The organism is Lentisphaera profundi (genome assembly GCF_028728065.1).
In the GTDB taxonomy this organism is placed as follows: domain Bacteria; phylum Verrucomicrobiota; class Lentisphaeria; order Lentisphaerales; family Lentisphaeraceae; genus Lentisphaera; species Lentisphaera profundi.
Map to the genome: position 1 here is coordinate 334,384 of NZ_CP117812.1, position 16,063 is coordinate 350,446.

General features: G+C 40.6%; 15 protein-coding genes. 1 reads left to right on the top strand and 14 read right to left on the bottom strand.

The annotated features are described in order from the left end of the window. The 14 genes from PQO03_RS12895 to PQO03_RS12960 form a co-directional block, all read right to left on the bottom strand. Window positions 1-963, bottom strand: a complete 963-nt coding sequence (locus tag PQO03_RS12895) for a hypothetical protein (protein ID WP_274153602.1) — start codon at window positions 961-963, stop codon at window positions 1-3. Further along, entirely contained in the window at window positions 956-2,245 is a 1,290-nt protein-coding gene (locus PQO03_RS12900; protein WP_274153603.1) for an AAA family ATPase, read from the bottom strand. Before PQO03_RS12900 ends, PQO03_RS12895 begins: the two co-directional genes overlap by 8 nt. Then, the gene (locus PQO03_RS12905; protein WP_274153604.1) at window positions 2,245-4,071 is read right to left on the bottom strand and encodes a hypothetical protein; all 1,827 of its coding nucleotides are present in this window, start codon (window positions 4,069-4,071) and stop codon (window positions 2,245-2,247) included. Before PQO03_RS12905 ends, PQO03_RS12900 begins: the two co-directional genes overlap by 1 nt. Window positions 4,072-4,086: 15 nt before the next feature. After that, window positions 4,087-4,677 (bottom strand): pyridoxamine 5'-phosphate oxidase, encoded by a 591-nt coding sequence (gene pdxH, locus PQO03_RS12910; protein WP_274153605.1) that lies wholly within the window; start codon window positions 4,675-4,677, stop codon window positions 4,087-4,089. 37 nt (window positions 4,678-4,714) lie between these two features. Continuing rightward, the gene (hemB, locus tag PQO03_RS12915; RefSeq protein WP_274153606.1) at window positions 4,715-5,701 is read right to left on the bottom strand and encodes a porphobilinogen synthase; all 987 of its coding nucleotides are present in this window, start codon (window positions 5,699-5,701) and stop codon (window positions 4,715-4,717) included. Window positions 5,702-5,717: 16 nt separating this feature from the next. Next, window positions 5,718-6,173, bottom strand: a complete 456-nt coding sequence (locus tag PQO03_RS12920) for a deoxycytidylate deaminase (RefSeq protein ID WP_274153607.1) — start codon at window positions 6,171-6,173, stop codon at window positions 5,718-5,720. Window positions 6,174-6,183: 10 nt separating this feature from the next. Further along, window positions 6,184-6,621: a DciA family protein gene (locus PQO03_RS12925; RefSeq protein ID WP_274153608.1), complete on the bottom strand. Its 438-nt coding sequence runs from the start codon at window positions 6,619-6,621 to the stop codon at window positions 6,184-6,186. Window positions 6,622-6,712: 91 nt separating this feature from the next. Further along, entirely contained in the window at window positions 6,713-8,176 is a 1,464-nt protein-coding gene (locus tag PQO03_RS12930) for an ATP-binding cassette domain-containing protein (protein WP_274153609.1), read from the bottom strand. Beyond that, window positions 8,163-9,674 (bottom strand): phosphoenolpyruvate carboxykinase (ATP), encoded by a 1,512-nt coding sequence (gene pckA / locus PQO03_RS12935; protein ID WP_274153610.1) that lies wholly within the window; start codon window positions 9,672-9,674, stop codon window positions 8,163-8,165. The genes PQO03_RS12930 and pckA overlap by 14 nt, the downstream gene beginning before the upstream one ends. A gap of 99 nt (window positions 9,675-9,773) precedes the next feature. Then, window positions 9,774-10,028, bottom strand: a complete 255-nt coding sequence (locus tag PQO03_RS12940; protein WP_274153611.1) for a hypothetical protein — start codon at window positions 10,026-10,028, stop codon at window positions 9,774-9,776. A gap of 34 nt (window positions 10,029-10,062) precedes the next feature. Further along, on the bottom strand, window positions 10,063-10,905 hold the full coding sequence (locus PQO03_RS12945; RefSeq protein ID WP_274153612.1) for a sugar phosphate isomerase/epimerase family protein: 843 nt from the start codon (window positions 10,903-10,905) through the stop codon (window positions 10,063-10,065). Window positions 10,906-11,043: 138 nt separating this feature from the next. Next, window positions 11,044-11,847, bottom strand: coding sequence for a ThuA domain-containing protein (locus tag PQO03_RS12950; protein WP_274153613.1), 804 nt, complete (start codon window positions 11,845-11,847; stop codon window positions 11,044-11,046). A gap of 98 nt (window positions 11,848-11,945) precedes the next feature. Next, window positions 11,946-13,298: an NADP-specific glutamate dehydrogenase gene (gene gdhA / locus PQO03_RS12955; protein WP_274153614.1), complete on the bottom strand. Its 1,353-nt coding sequence runs from the start codon at window positions 13,296-13,298 to the stop codon at window positions 11,946-11,948. 150 nt (window positions 13,299-13,448) lie between these two features. Further along, window positions 13,449-14,069: a type 2 periplasmic-binding domain-containing protein gene (locus tag PQO03_RS12960; RefSeq protein WP_274153615.1), complete on the bottom strand. Its 621-nt coding sequence runs from the start codon at window positions 14,067-14,069 to the stop codon at window positions 13,449-13,451. 207 nt (window positions 14,070-14,276) lie between these two features. Between PQO03_RS12960 and PQO03_RS12965 the strand changes: the two genes are divergently transcribed. After that, window positions 14,277-16,034, top strand: a complete 1,758-nt coding sequence (locus tag PQO03_RS12965; protein WP_274153616.1) for a PhoX family protein — start codon at window positions 14,277-14,279, stop codon at window positions 16,032-16,034. Window positions 16,035-16,063 lie beyond the last annotated feature (29 nt).

Sequence of the window (16,063 nt, forward strand, 5' to 3'; positions counted from 1 at the left end):
TTATGGATCTATAAATAATTGGTAGGAGTTTAAATTTAGTTGTTGCGAAATTTCTTTGCTAAGATGTTTATTCACACGATGGCTTTTTATTGAGTTAATGATTTTTTCTTTGAGGAGCTCAAAAGCTATTTGCGATTGCTCAATTCTCTTGAAGGGAAAGTAGAGCAAGTGTCCTGCAGGATTTTTTATTAAATAGAACTGCTGAAGTGGGGCCTTTGATAGTGTAGATAATTCCGATTTCTTATGGCTAATATCTCCTACGAATTGATCTGCTAGGGTTTTGAACTTACCGTTTTGCTGTTTGAGTGCCTTGGAGGCTTCTAGGCCTTGCCTTATCAGCTGGTTGACCCTTTGTAATGAGGGCGTACTGAGAGGGCTATCAAGTTGAAATACATGGCATGTAATACCTGGTTCTTGGGTGAATGTTTGTGGGTTATCATAATAATAAAGCATAGCCTCGGCCTCGCCGACGAGCTCAGACTTAAAAAGTTCTTTACGGTAATTTTGAATCGTTTGTTTTTCGTAAATGGAGCGAACGATTTCTTGTTTACTCAGTTTGAGTAAGCTTAATTCTTCGATAAGTTTGGATGGATTCTGACGACTAGAGTAGTTTTCATAAAATTTCTTGGCTTCGTCTATGTCAGCAGAGAAGCCTGCATTTCGGCTCAATTCAAAAAGAGCTTGAAAGGAAAAGTACTGTGTAAGAGCTGAGTGGGTAAATTTTTCTACCGTGTTGGCATCACTGGTGGCTCCTGAGTAATACAGTAGGTACTGACGAAGAATATTAAGACAATCAGTTTTTGTATAATCCTTACCATCATAATGGGCACAGATAGCGGGTAATAAGGATGTGTTGAGATCCTTTAAGTCTATCGTTTTTTCTTGGGCCGGTAGCAATGAGATATTTAATGTACTAAAAAATATTAAGAATCTAATACTTGATTTTAGGATTATTTTATACAAATTGAGGAATCTCTGGTTCGGGAATAAGCTCTAAAAGTTTATGGACGAGGTCATCTTCATTTATACGTATAGCTTGTGCTTTGAAACTGAGGGAAATACGATGGCGTAAGACAGGTACGGCACATTTTTTGATGTCGGCGCATGTTGTGAAACTACGTCCTTCCATGGCAGCAAAAGCTTTAGCTCCACGGATTAAGTATTGTCCTGCACGGGGGCCGGCACCATATTCAATTAATTCGCTTAATTCAGGGGGACAGTCATCTGTGCCAGGACGTGTGGCCCGCGCAAGAGACGTGACATACGATATAACTAAAGGCGAGGTTTCGATGCGCTCAATAGCATTTCTAAAGCGGATGATGTCATGTGCCTGAAAGATTTGTTTTAGGTGATAAGAATTAGGCGTACAGGTACGTCGTAAGATTTCTTCTTCTTCGTTTTGAGTAGGATAATCAATGTTTATGTTGAACATAAAACGGTCCAATTGTGCTTCAGGAAGAATATAGGTACCTTCTTGTTCTACAGGATTTCGCGTTGCCATAACAATAAAAGGAGAGGGGAGTTGCATAGTTTTTTCGCCCACAGTAACTTGTTTTTCCTGCATGGCTTCAAGCAAAGCTGCTTGAGTTTTTGGTGGGGTTCTATTGATTTCATCAGCAAGTAATAATTGAGTGAAAATAGGGCCCTTCACAAACTTAAAAGATCTTCGGCCTTGTTCATCCTCATCAAGGATAGTTGTCCCAGTTATATCACTAGGCATTAAGTCGGGTGTGAATTGGATGCGCTTAAAATCGAGATTTAAGACTTTCGAAATAGAATTAATTGTAATGGTTTTGGCTAAGCCTGGGACGCCAGTGAGTAAACAGTGACCTCCACCAAAGATACCGGCAAGGATTTGACCGACGACATCATCTTGTCCCACGATAATTTTCTTTATTTCGCTACGAAGTATGGGGATGCGATTTGCGAAATCCGCAAGAGTCTCTTTTATATCTGATCCACTTATAAAACGTATGAGGATGTCTCCAATCAGAAAAGTTTCTTGGTCTTCTAGTTTGACTTGTTTATGTTTTTCGCCATTAGCTTTAATACCATTGGTACTATCACAATCAGAAAGTGTTAATGAATCATTACGTAGATCGATAGAGGCGTGGATTTTTGAAATGGAGGGATGGTCAATACAGATGTCAGTATTAGCGTCGCGGCCAATAAATTGAATACCTTCATTGAGGGGGATGGTTTTTCCGGGTTCGGGACCTTCAATAATTAGTAAATGGGCGCTCATTAACTCTCCACGATATTTTGCTGCTTAAGTGATTCACGTACTTTGACGCTGCGTAGAATAAATTCCAGTAATTTTTGATTCTTTGGATCTTTCACCTGAGCACTAAATGCTTGAAAGAGTTCATTAAGCTTATGTTTATAGCAGTACAGCGCCATATTGATATTCTTTCTCTCGCTATTGCTAATATTTGTCATAAAGAGGTCAGCGATTTGTTCTTCATTAAAAAAAGTAAATGAAGCTTGTGAACCATCATCGAGATCAAAGCCGTAGGGAGTGATTTTTTTAACTGTTTTATATTGTGGAAAATGGCGAGCTAAGAAGGCAGTAGCTCCTTGTAGGTTCTTTTCTTTAATGGCATCATAGAAGAGTTGATACTCGGCTTTGGCATACAGACGTTCACAGCGCAAAAGGTGTCTGAGATCATTATTTTCTATTTCATCTTCATAGGATTTGGCTAAATCATAGATAGATTTTAAATTTTCCAAGGGCTTGATTAAGCGTTTTTTATATGCACTTTTCACAGCTTCGAGTGATGGGATGTCTTGTTCGACAAGAATCTTCTTTTTGACTTGCTGTTGTTGGCTCTGGGCACGTTTGAAAGGAATGGAGACGGCTAGGTTATCGAGTTCTCGTTGTTTCGGGTGCTTAGGGTAATTAATCTTGATGGAGGCTAAAATTTGCTCAGCACGATCGAATGCTTGAGTTTCCATGGCTCGTTTGGCTTCTTGTAGGGAGTGACTAAAATTTTGACTAATAAGATTTTCTATCTCAAAACTAAAGCTTTGAAAGTTGGCGTCATTTTTGTAGAAAGGGCGCGAGAGTTGTTGACGCAGTGTAGCTTTTTGTGCATAGCCAAGTTCCACTAGGTTTTGGATGACTTGCTGTTCATTACTTAGTGCAGTTTCACTGAATTTCTTCGGCGAATTTTCCTTGGTTTTAAGTATAATTTTTTCTTCTAGGGGCGGATCGTATATATCGCCCAACCAAGTCGATTGAAAGAAACTGTCTTTAAAAATGAAGGCAAGGATAAAGAGCAGTAAAAAAGTTGAGATCCCAATCTTGATTAATTTTCGTCTCTTTTCAATACGAATTAAATCAGCATAGATTTCGTGAAGGCTTAGCTGACAATTCTTCGGATTTTTTTTGATCGCCTGAAAGAGTTTTTTCATGGCAGGGCTTAATGAATAAAGGCTACGAAATTCTATTGGTTTGGCTTTGCCGCAAATAAAATAGAGCAATAAACGATTGCGGAAAAGAAAAAATTGTTCAGTAGGAGTGAGTTTATCTGAGGGGCATAAGTCAAGTAAGTCAGCTTTATTCTGTGTGATGATAGATTGATGAACGGGGCTTGCACCAGGGATTCGCAATCTCACCGAATAATCATTTTTAGTTTTTATTAATCTTAAGCCAGGGATTAAGGGCGTTAGAGAGGGTTCTTTTTCTAAGTCCGATTCTATGAGTTCAAGAGCATTAAAGATCGCTTCGAAGTCATCACTAGCATACTCTTGATCGTGAAAACCAAATCCAGGGATAAGGGCGTAACTATCGACTTGTCGATAACAGAGTATTGTGTACTTGTCATGGCAGGCGTAAGCTGCAATGGGTAAAGTGAACCTTTCTTTGAACTTATATTGTCTTTTGACTTTTACATCAAAGCGATCAAGCATGGCACTTGTATGATCTGAGCGGATGTATAATTGCAGCTCAAGATTGATGCCTTCGAGATTTTTAACTAAGGCAACGAGGTGAAATTCACCCTCATTTAATACTTTTAAGAGCTGAAATTTATGATGCTCTAAAATGTATAAATGGGGGTTATCAGACATAATTAATCCAATTGATTACGGGTAAAGGCAAACTTCTTGCCAATTTTGTTCATCAGTAGGAGTGAATACGTGACGTTCATGAAGACGAAAATCGCGTTTTTGCCAGAATTCGAATTTTGTTGGGACAATTCTAAAACCCGACCAAAATTCTGGTCGAGGGACTTTGCTGGCAGCGAATTTCAAAGTGTATTTGGCAATGCGTTTTTCAAAATCCATTTTGCCCTCTATCTCTGAAGACTGTTTACTTGCCCAGGCTCCAATTTGGCTTTGCTTTGCACGTGTAGCAAAATAAGCATCAGCTTCTTCATTGCTGACTTGTTGTGCTCTGCCTTCAATACGAATTTGTTTAGAAATATTGTGCCACATGAAATTAATGCAGACTTGTGGGTTTAAAGATATTTCTTTTGATTTTCTACTGGTGAGATTCGTGTAAAATACAAAGCCACGATGATCGAAAGCTTTGAGTAAGACCACTCGAGAGGTGGGAGCGCCCGCTTCACTTACCGTAGAGAGAGTCATGGCGGTGGGTTCAGGGTGACCTTTTTTGGTGGTCGCATCTAATTCTTTTTGAAAACGGGTGATGAGTTCATTTATAGGGACTGACATGGCTTTACCTTAAAACTTATACTTATGATAATGAAAGCTATGCTTTTTTCTGCCAAAGGGCAAATTCTTTTGCATGATAGCTTAGGATAATGTCTGCACCGGCACGTTTAAATGCCATGAGAGTTTCGCAAACTGTACTACGGTAGTCAAGCCAGCCTTTTTCTGCAGCGGCTCGTAACATGGCATATTCACCAGATACATTATAAACGGCTACAGGTAGATCGGAAGTTTCAGCAAAGGAACGAACGATATCTAAATAAGCAAGTCCAGGTTTTACCATAATCATATCAGCGCCTTCTTCGGTATCGAGTTGGGCTTCTCGCATAGCTTCGCGGCTGTTTGCAGGGTTCATTTGGTAAGTTTTCTTGTCACCATCTTTAGGTGCAGAATCAAGGGCGTCACGGAAGGGACCGTAAAAAGCAGAGGCATATTTCGCGGTATACGCGAGGATGCCAACGTTTGTAAAGCCAGCTTGATCAAGAGCTTGACGAATGACGGCAACGCGGCCGTCCATCATATCAGAAGGAGCAATGATATCGGCTCCTGCTTGAGCTTGTGCAACGGCCATGTCACCTAGGATAGCTAAAGTTTTGTCATTGATAATTTGGCCTTCTTCAACAAAGCCATCGTGACCATCGGAACTATAGGGATCCATCGCTACATCACAGATGGTGAGCATATCGGGGCAAGTATTTTTGACAGTTTTGATTGCCATTTGGAAGAGCCCTTCTGGGTTGAGGGACTCGCGTGCTAAGGAATCTTTGAGGGATTCATCAATAGCGGGGAAAAGTGCAACTGCTTTAATGCCTAAATCCCAAAGTTCAGAGATTTCGTCAGCAAGTTTATCTAAAGAAAAGCGATAAACTCCCGGCATCGAGGCAACTTCGATTTTATGCTTTTGACCTTCAATAACAAAGAGTGGCATAATGAGGTCATCGACACATACGTGGTTTTCTTGAACAAGTTTTCTCATCGAGGAGTTAACTCGGTTTCGGCGTGGGCGGATGGGGATATTATAAGACATTATTTGGGTCCTAGATTTATTCGACTGGACGCAGGGTAAGTCCTGCTTCTTTTAAAATTTGAGAGGAAGTGGAATCAATACTGTAGCGCTGATGAAAAATAACTTCTTTGATACCGGCATTGATAATCATCTTGGCACAGAGTAAGCAAGGTGAGTAGGTGGTGTAGATGGACGCGCCATTAATGGATATGCCATGGGAGGCCGCTTGAACGATAGAATTTTCTTCGGCATGACAACAGAGGCATTGGTCGAGGCCATGACCAGAAGCGATATCTGAATTACAGCGCGGACAGCCACCTTCATCGCAGTTTTTGACTCCACGAGGTGTGCCATTGTAGCCAGTGGAGATAACGCGCCTATCTTTAACAATTACGGCGGCGACATGCCTACGTGAGCAACTGCTGCGCTCTGAGGCCACATGGGCAATATTCATAAAATATTGATCCCAGGAAGGACGTTTTTTCTTGCTCATAGATTTGCCTTTAGGTTCTTGCATTTACAAAAATAATGCTTTTAATTTGACCAGGGAATCGTTGTTTAAGGCGCATAAGTAACTCGCGTGAGTAATAGCTTCTTAGAGAGTAGGTATAAGTCGAGTTGTCACCCTCAATAATCATGGCACCATCAGGTCGCAAAAACTTAGGGCGTGAATGTTCTACTAGAGGACCCGAAACATATTGGTCCCATTCTTCTTGCAAAATGCGTGCGGGATTATGAAGTTTCTTTTCCATTTTACTAACAATTGAATTCAATGAACCTTGAATGGGTTCGGAGCCATTGCGGATGAGTTGAGAGGCTTCAGCAGGACCTAGTTTTGAGCCGAAAAAGTTGATGAGTGATTGCTCACGCTGACGCTCTTTCCAGCCAAGTTTACGCATTTCGCCTGTGCGCCAATTATGTTCTTCTTTAAGATTACTCATGATATATATCTATTTCGTCTTCTTTAATCTGATTCAATTTATTAAAACTAGCATTTTTCTGCTAAGAATATAGCAGGAATACTCATTAAATTTAAGGACGAATCGAAAAAGAACAAGGCTTATTGTCTTCTGGGATGAATTCCAAGTGAGATTTAATGAAATTGACTTGGACTTCCGGCTTATGAGAAACGTATAAAATAGTCATGTCTGTATTGGTCGCCAAAAAATCTACGGTATTGAGTAGTGCCATACGGTTTCTTTTGTCCAGTCCTTGGCAAGGTTCATCCAGAATTAAAATATTTGGTGATTTGACCATGGCTCTGGCAAGTAATACGATTCGTCGCTCGCCATAGGAAAGGTTTTCGAAAGATATCTTAGCTAAATCACCGATACCTAAAGTTTGCATCCAATCTTGTGCGATTTGTAGGTGGCTTGCATCAGCTTCGCGGTAAAGGCCAATAGAATCAAAAAAACCTGAAACAACGACATCTAAGGCAAAAATATTCTGATGGTATTCTAGCTGGAGTTCCGTGGTGACAATGCCAATTCTTTTTTTTATATCCCAGATGGACTCACCACTTCCTCGTTTGCGTCCAAATAAATGGAAGTCTTTTCCATAACCCTGGGGATTATCCGCTGAAATAAGTGAGAGCAAGGTAGTTTTGCCCGCGCCATTGGGCCCAGAGATACACCAATGATCACCAGCTTTTACCGACCATGTGAGCTTATTGATCACAGTTTTATCGCCATAGACTACGGATAAGTCTTTCATCTGAATGATTTCGCTTGATTTCTCAATATGCTTAGGCGCAGCATAGGAGGAGGGTAGAGAACTGGGGATAGCGGGAGGCGATTTAAAAAGTCGCTCAAATTCTCTAGATTGCTGTACTCTTGCTCGAGGTCCAGCGGCAATAATTTTGCATTTATCCAAGCAAAGCAGGTGTGTACAGTTTTTTGGGATTTGCTCACTATCTTGGACACAAGTAATAATCTGGCAACTTTGTGCTAATTCTTCAATAAGTTCAGTTATTTGTTTCTTAGAATCTTGATCGAGGCCTTCATAAATTCCATCTAAAATCAGGATTTGCGGTTTGCGCACAAGAGCACGTAAAATATGGGCTTTGCGCATCTCGCCATTAGAAATAAATTTAATTCCTGTGTTGAGGAAATTATCGAGCTTAAATTTTTCTATGACTTGTGCGTCGAGTGAGTAAGTATCTTCGCAAATGAATTCATGTACGGACCGTCCTTTATCGACTCCACCTTCCAGAAATTCGGAATCGTCATTCCATGCTTCATAATCAAGACTTTCTTGTACGACGGCAAAGGAGACCTCTTGTATTTGACTAGGAGCTAGTGAGAAATGTATATGGGGACAGTTATATCGTTGCGTGAGTAAGCCCGCTAGTAGAGATTTTCCGGCCCCATTGGGGCCAATAATAGTCCAGTTTTCTTGAGTTTTAATTTCCCAAGAAAACTTATCGAGAAGAAGTTTTTGATTGATGTATAGCTGTGCATTCTGAAGTGTGATTAGGCTTTTTTTAATACTTATCATGATTCTCTTTAAATAGTTTGGCTAATTTAGCTGCTTCTTCTCTATAGTGTTGAACATTATCCCAAGCTAATTCGGGATGAATGATTTCATTGGGGACTCCTGCAATCGCATTAGGGATTTCGAGACCAAATGATTGGTCAGTAAAGTAACCCTTGTTTTCTATTGAACCATCTAGAATTGCATCGATTATTTTACGAGTGAGAGGAAGGCTAATACGTTCACCTATGCCGTAGGGCCCGCCAACCCAGCCGGTGTTAACTAAATAAACTCGAGAGCCATGTTGATCTAGTTTTTTTCCTAAAAGATCAGCATAGCGTCGTGGGTGCAGTGTTAAGAATGGGCCACCGAAACATGGGGAGAAATCGGGCTTGGGTTCGTTTATGCCCAATTCGGTACCCGCTACTTTTGCCGTATATCCCGCAATGAAGTACTCCATGGCTTGTTCACGATTCAGGCGTGAAATAGGGGGAACGACACCAAAGGCATCACAGCATAAATAAATGACAACCTCAGGATGATTGCCTCGGCTTATAGGACGTACACGATTATCAATATGTTCGATCGGATATGAGACGCGGGTATTTTTAGTTTTAGAAGAATCGTCAAAATTGACACTTTTATCATCATTTAAAACGACATTCTCTAAGAGGGCATTAGGACGAATGGCTGCATATATGTCGGGTTCATACTCAGGGTTTAAACTAATAGTTTTTGCATAGCAACCACCTTCAAAGTTGAAAACGCCCTCGTCATCCCAGCCATGTTCATCGTCGCCAATAAGTTGGCGTTTAGGGTCAGTGGATAGGGTGGTTTTTCCAGTTCCTGAAAGTCCGAAAAAGAGTGCGGTATGACCCTCGCTATCCATGTTTGCTGAGCAATGCATAGACAGAACACCTTTTTGTGGCAAGAGATAATGCATGACAGAGAAAATACCTTTTTTCATTTCACCGCCATACCAAGTGCCACCAATGATGGCCATTTTTTCTTCGAGATTAAAAATGACAAAGACTGGGGAGTTCAATCCTAAATCTTTGTAATCATCGGCACTGATTTTACAGGCATTAATAATAGTGAATTCAGGTGAGAAATCATCGAGCTCATTTTCTTCAGGGCGAATGAACATGTTTTTACAAAAATGTGATTGCCAAGCAATTTCAGAAATCACTCGAACTTGAAGACGATTATCATTGTCGACGGCACCTGCATAACAATCACTTACGTAAATATCTTTGCCCTCATAGTGTGTGAGTGCGCGTTGCTTGAGTGTATCCCAGGTACTTAATGGGACTTCTTGATTGACTGGACCAATCCATAAATCCTTAGTGGGAGTGAAAAACTTATCCTTTGGTGAACGACCCGTAAATTTCCCAGTGTCCACGGTATAGGCGCCTAAAGTGGTGACTTCGCCTTCATTATTATTAATTTCATGCTCACGTAGAGCTTCATAGGAAAGGTTTCTATAGATTTTTCGGGGTTTAAAATCCAAATTTACGTTCATTGTGCACTCCTTGCTTAATAGATGATTAAACTTATGATTCCTCGGAATCGAAAACAAGGATTTATAGTGAGTATAATAAGAAAGTTTGCTTTTTACTGTTCAATCCAATACAATTGGTGATCCCCCAAAACAATAAGAGGTCAAAATGAAAATTTTTCTATCATCATCACTCATGGCAATTTCGATGCTAGGTCTTACGGCAATGATGGCGAGCTGTAGCTCATCATGTGGGAGCGATTGTGCTAAAGCCTGCTGTGAAAAGTCAGCAGACAAAGCATGTGCCGCAGATTGCACTAAGGAATGTTGCGCGAAGAAGTAAGATTCTTTAGAAGCACAAAAAAAAGGCTGAATCATTTAAGATTCAGCCTTTTTTAGTTCTGTGGAGCTATTATTTGATGACTTCGCGGGCGAAGTCGAGAGACTTCTTGGCGAGGTCAAGCTTGTCAGCAAAAAGAGGACGCCAACGATTTGCACCTTCTCGTAGACCTTCTACATCGTCAGAAAAAGCTTCGATGACAATATTTCCCTGATAGTTGTTTAAGCTTTTAATAGCGTTACGGGTAGCATTCCAATCGACGAGACCTTCACCCAAGATACCGCGATGACTTTCGGATAAATGGAGGTGATTGAAGAATGATCCACTTTCATCAAAAGCGCCCTGAATAGAGTACTCTTCGATATGAGCATGATGTGTATCGTAAAGAATGCCGATATTTTTTTCATCGACTAATTTGCAGTAATCCATGGAATCTTTTGCACAGTTAAGGAGGATGATTTCAAAACGATTAAGGAATTCGACTCCAATATGAATACCTTTTGGAGCGGCATACTGACAAGCTTCTTTTAATAAAGCAGCAGAGCGTTTAAAGGATTCTGCAATTGAATCTTCGAGTTCAAATTGTTTATGTGCGGCATAGACGGGGCCAATGAGTGTTTTGGATCCAAGGATTTCAGCTTTATCAATATTATCTTTCAGTTTAGCAAGTCCATTTGCTCGAACTTTTGGGTCACTAGACATAGGATCTTCATCGGGAGCAATGAAAGTCGACGCAGAAGCGATAAGGCCGAGGCGATCAAGTTCGGCTTTCATTTTTCTATAGTGTTCATAATCCCCATCCATGACGGGGATTTCGACTCCATCATAACCCATGTTTTTGAGTTCTTCGAAAAGGTAGAATTGGTCTTCACTAACAAAAGTAGTCCAGAGAAGGAAATTTAGGGAGATTTTCATGATGTCCTTGTAGTATTACGATAATTTTATTTTTGGTATATGTATTCTTCTAAGTAGAGTATTTGCAGATTTAATTAAATCTTGCACTCTAGACACAAAAAAGCCGACTAAAATAAGTCGGCTTTTTTGTAGTGTAAATTACTTAGCTAAGTAATTTACTGCATCTTTTACTAGACCTTGGAATTCAGGCTGGCTCCATTCACCCATGTCGTGACCGAGAGATAATCCAATGACTTTACTTTTACCCTGCGGAACTTCCCACATGACAATAGCTTTTGCAGTTTTCCCCTTTTTACCTTTCTGTGTGCCATTAAGCAGGGGTTTTACATCTTTTGTTACATAGTAGTTATTATAAAGCTCTGAAACTTTTGCAGTTGTGTAGCCTTCCTTTTTAAGGGATTGTGTCGCTTCGTGCTCACAGCATTTTTCAATAGTAATTGGAGCTTTAGGACCGTGTCCTGTAGATGCCACACCAGTGAAATCACCCCAAACAGGGAAAGCTTTGCCAGGATTTTCTTTATCCCATTGCTCTTTCAGGCCGTCTTTAATAGTAACTTTTCCATTTTTGCCTTTAAAGGTAGCCCAGAAACTATGCATAGAGCAATGGATGACCATGGCAGGAGTGCCTTTTTCACGAGTCTGTGCAATAACGTTTGATACGGCTTTTAGATCTTTGGATGACGCAAAACAGAAATTATAAACTACGGCATCGTAACCTTCCGTGAGTTTTGGATCACGAAGTGCAACAATTTGAGGTTCATGCATTCCAGTCGATACAGTAAGTTCCCAACCAGCTTCTTTTGCCATTTTAATAAAAGCTTCTTTCTGTGGAGTGTACTTGTGGTACTTGCCCGGTTCATGTGTGACATAGAGGATTTTTTTAGCATCGGCAAGAGTAGAGATACTCATAAGTGCGAGTGTTAAGAGGATGAATTTTTTCATTATGGCTCCTTTAGGATTAAGTAATTTTTTGTGTACGTCATTTAACTACGAAGAAGAAAACAGACCTCAACAGCCGTTAATGACTTTTTTATAAAAAATTAAACAACCCCATAAGCGAGCATGGTATCAGCAATTTTTGAAAATGCCGCAATATTGGCTCCTTTTACATAGTCAATATAATCATCTTCAGTTCCGTACTGAACACATTTTTGATGGATATTTTGCATGATCCCAAGAAGGCGTTGATCAACTTCTTCAGCACTCCAGTGGATACGCATGGAATTTTGTGTCATTTCTAAACCCGAAACGGCGACTCCTCCAGCATTGGCCGCCTTACCTGGGACGAAAATGATTTTAGCGGCTTGGAGAAGGTCAATCGCTTCTTTTGTCGAAGGCATATTGGCACCCTCACAGATCGCGTGACAAGAATTCGCAATGAGGGCTTTTGCGTCCGGGGCTTCAATTTCATTTTGTGTAGCACAAGGAAAAGCCAAATCCGCTGGTATTGACCAAGGACGTTTGCCCTCCAAGAATTGAGCAAGTGGATATTGCTTTGCGTATTCCGCAATGCGTCCTCTACGGATATTTTTGAGATCTTTAATCCAAGCAAGTTTATCCTCATTAATACCCTCAGGGTCATAAATAGTACCACTAGAGTCTGACATGGTAAGGACTTTAGCACCGAGCTGAATGAGTTTTTCAGCACAAAATTGTGCAACATTACCAGAACCTGAGACAAGACAAGTTTTACGATCTAGATCATCCCCAGCATGAGATAGTACTTCACGCATCATATAAACACAGCCATAGCCGGTGGCCTCAGGGCGCATGCGAGATCCACCATAATTAAAGCCTTTCCCGGTAATGGCACCAGTATGTCGATTATTAAGGCGTTTGAATTGTCCATAAAGGAAACCAATTTCACGAGCTCCAACGCCGATGTCGCCTGCGGGGATATCAATATCGGCACCAATGTGGCGCGATAATTCGGTCATGAAAGATTGGCAGAAGCGCATGACTTCACCATCAGATTTTCCTTTTGGATTAAAGTTTGCACCACCTTTACCACCGCCTAGAGGAAGAGTGGTAAGGCTATTTTTGAAGATTTGTTCGAAGCCGAGAAATTTGAGGATACTAAGGCTTACTGAAGGGTGAAAACGAAGCCCACCTTTATAAGGACCGATACAATTACTGAATTGTACTCGATAACCACGGTTGGTTCTTATATTACCTTGATCATCTTGCCAGCAAACACGAAAGATGATGACACGATCTGGTTCGGTCAACCTTTCAAGTAATTGAGCTTGCATATATTTCGGGTTGTCGATAATAAAGGGCATGAGGCTCATGGCAACTTCTTCTACGGCTTGATGGAATTCTAATTCTCCCGGATTACGCTTGCGTAAACCTGACATGAAGTTCTCGAGTTCTTGAGGGGCATAATTAGTCATGATAAATCTCCTATATATTGCGATTTACGCAAATATATGTGATGGGAGTATGAAACCCAACTTTTCTTATATGGGATAGCTATATAAATGGACACAAAAAACTCCCCGCCGCTGTCACGACGAGGAGCCCGAGGATGATTGTTATTACGCTTACTTCGATGCCTGAGCTTTCTCGAGGATGTAGGCTTTTTTCTCTTCTAAGCTCTTGCCTTCCATTTCTTTCATGAAGGAATCACGTTGCTGTTTCATATTTTCTTTAAAACTTTGACGCTCTTCTTCAGGCATGTTTTTCATTTTTTCACGGGCAGCATTCTTTTTAGCTTCAAAAGATTCACGTACAGTTTTACGTTCTTCTTCACTCATAGTATCCATGAGTTCTTTACGCTGAGCGTGACGCTCTTTCATTTTCGTTTTCATTTCGGTACGCTCCGATTCAGACATGCTTTCCCATTTAGCTTTCATGGCCTCATGTTCCATTTTGCGACCTTCATGTTTTTCACGCATTTCTTTTTTAAAGGCTTCACGATCTTCTTCGGGCATATTTTTCATTTTTTCTTTCATTTCTTCACGGCGTTGTTCGTGATCATCACCTTTGCCACGTTCGCCTTTCTCACCACCACGCGCTCCTCTTTCACCACCTTTCCCTTTTTTGCAGTTCTCGCATTTAGCTTTTTTCTCTTTCCCTTCTTTACTAGGCTTTTGATCTGCTTCGAAAGCTGAAAGTGAAAAAAGGAAGCTCATGCTGATGATTGTTGTAAGTAGTTTTTTCATTGTGTATCTCCGTTGGGGTTATATTTTAAATTGTGCTTACTTACTTATTCGGATAATATTCACTCATTCTTGCACGCATTGATGAAAAATATGAGAAAATATGTGGTTTTTATTAAAAATGAGCAGGGAATTAATATGCTATTATGCTTTTACTTGGATAGGTTTTAGTAAGTCTTTTTGAAAGTAGAGATAAAATTAAGGTTCAGAATGAGTGAAGAAATAGTCAATAATAGCGATGTATTATCAATAGAAGAAATCTCGAGGCGACACTTTTTAAAAGTAGGGGTGGCTGGATTGAGTGTGCTGTCGTCACATAGCGGCTACGCAAAAGAGAATGAGAGCAGTGGTTTTTTGCCTTTCAATGAATTGGCAATCCAGCAGGCATCGGGTTTAAGATTAGCAGAAGGCTTTAAATATAAAACTTTATGTGCTTTTGGAGATCCTTTGCACGCAGGGATGAAAGCTTATGATCCTAAGAGCTTGAGTGGCGAAGAGCAAAAAAAACGTTTTGGTGCGGCTTGTGATTTTATTCATGTATTTGAGCAAAGTGATGACAAGGCGATACTTTGTTTTAATAATGAGTTCCCTGAACTTGGTGGTCATCCAGATAGAGCTGAGAGAGAGCAAGCCGCTTATCATAGTGTGGGCGTTAGCATAGCCGCAATCAAGCGTGATGGCAGGGATGAGTGGAAAATCGATTTCCTGTCTCAGCTTAATCGTCGCGTGACTCCGTCTAGTAAAGCTCTTATAACAGGGCCGGCAGCAGGTCATGAGAGAATGAAATCAAAAGCTAGTCCAGATGGGATTCGTACAGCAGGAACATTGGGCAATTGTGCCGGAGGTTATACTCCTTGGGGAACATATCTAACTGCAGAAGAAAATGTACAGCAATATTTTTCAGGTGAGATTAAAGGACATAAAGAAGAAGAGAATTTTAAACGCTTTGGTATGAACGATAATGGCAACTTTTTTGCTAGGCTTGATCCTCGCTTTGATCTCAATAGCGGTTATCAGTCGGCCTTGCACTTTGGTATGGTGGTTGAAATAGATCCCCTAGAGCCAAATGAGCCGATCAAAAAACATTCTATGTTGGGTCGCTGTCGGCATGAATGCGCGAAAGTACGCGTCAATAAAGAGGGCTACATAGAAGTCTACACAAGTGATGATCAAGGCTTTGAATATATTTATAAATTTATTTCTGCAGAGAAATATAAAGAGGGAGATCGTCAGCATAATAAAACTTTATTAGAAGCGGGTGTTTTACATGTAGCAAAATTTGCGGAAGATGGAAAAATGGCTTGGTTACCAATGATTTTTGGAGAAGGAAAATTGACCAAAGAGCATGGCTTCAATTCTCAAGCTGACGTGCAAATTGATTCTCGTAAAGCAGCGGATTTACTTGGGGCAACTCCTATGGATCGTCCCGAAGATATTGATATAGATCCCAAGACAGGAAATATCTTTTTCTTCATGACCGGAAACAGAGCTCGTTCACGTGATAAATTAAATTCAGCCAACCCCATCGAGATGGGTGCGGGGCATATTATTGAACTTAATGATCAAGGAACTCAGGGAAAGTGGAACTTCTTTGTTATTTGTGGGAAGTTTTCTGGCGACCCAGTGAACTCTACTTTTACTCAAGAAACAAGTCTTTCAGGGTGTTTTGTCTATCCGGACAATGGGGCCTTTGATCGTGACGGAGAATTATGGGTATGTTCAGATGGTTATAGCTTCCCGGGTTTTACTGATGGACTTTGGCATTGTGAGAAAAAGGATGATCGGGTCATCTCCCGTCGTTTTGCTACACCACCGAAAGCAGCAGAGTTTACGGGGCCTTATTTTTTGAAAAATAGCAAAGAGTTATTTTTATCTGTTCAGCATCCTGCGACAAACCCTTCTGGGAGCTTTCCTGATTTCAATCACCTTAAGGCAAGAAGTGCGGTTGTGGTGATTAGTCGAGATTAATATTCAATATTGAGAATCTCAAAGAGCTT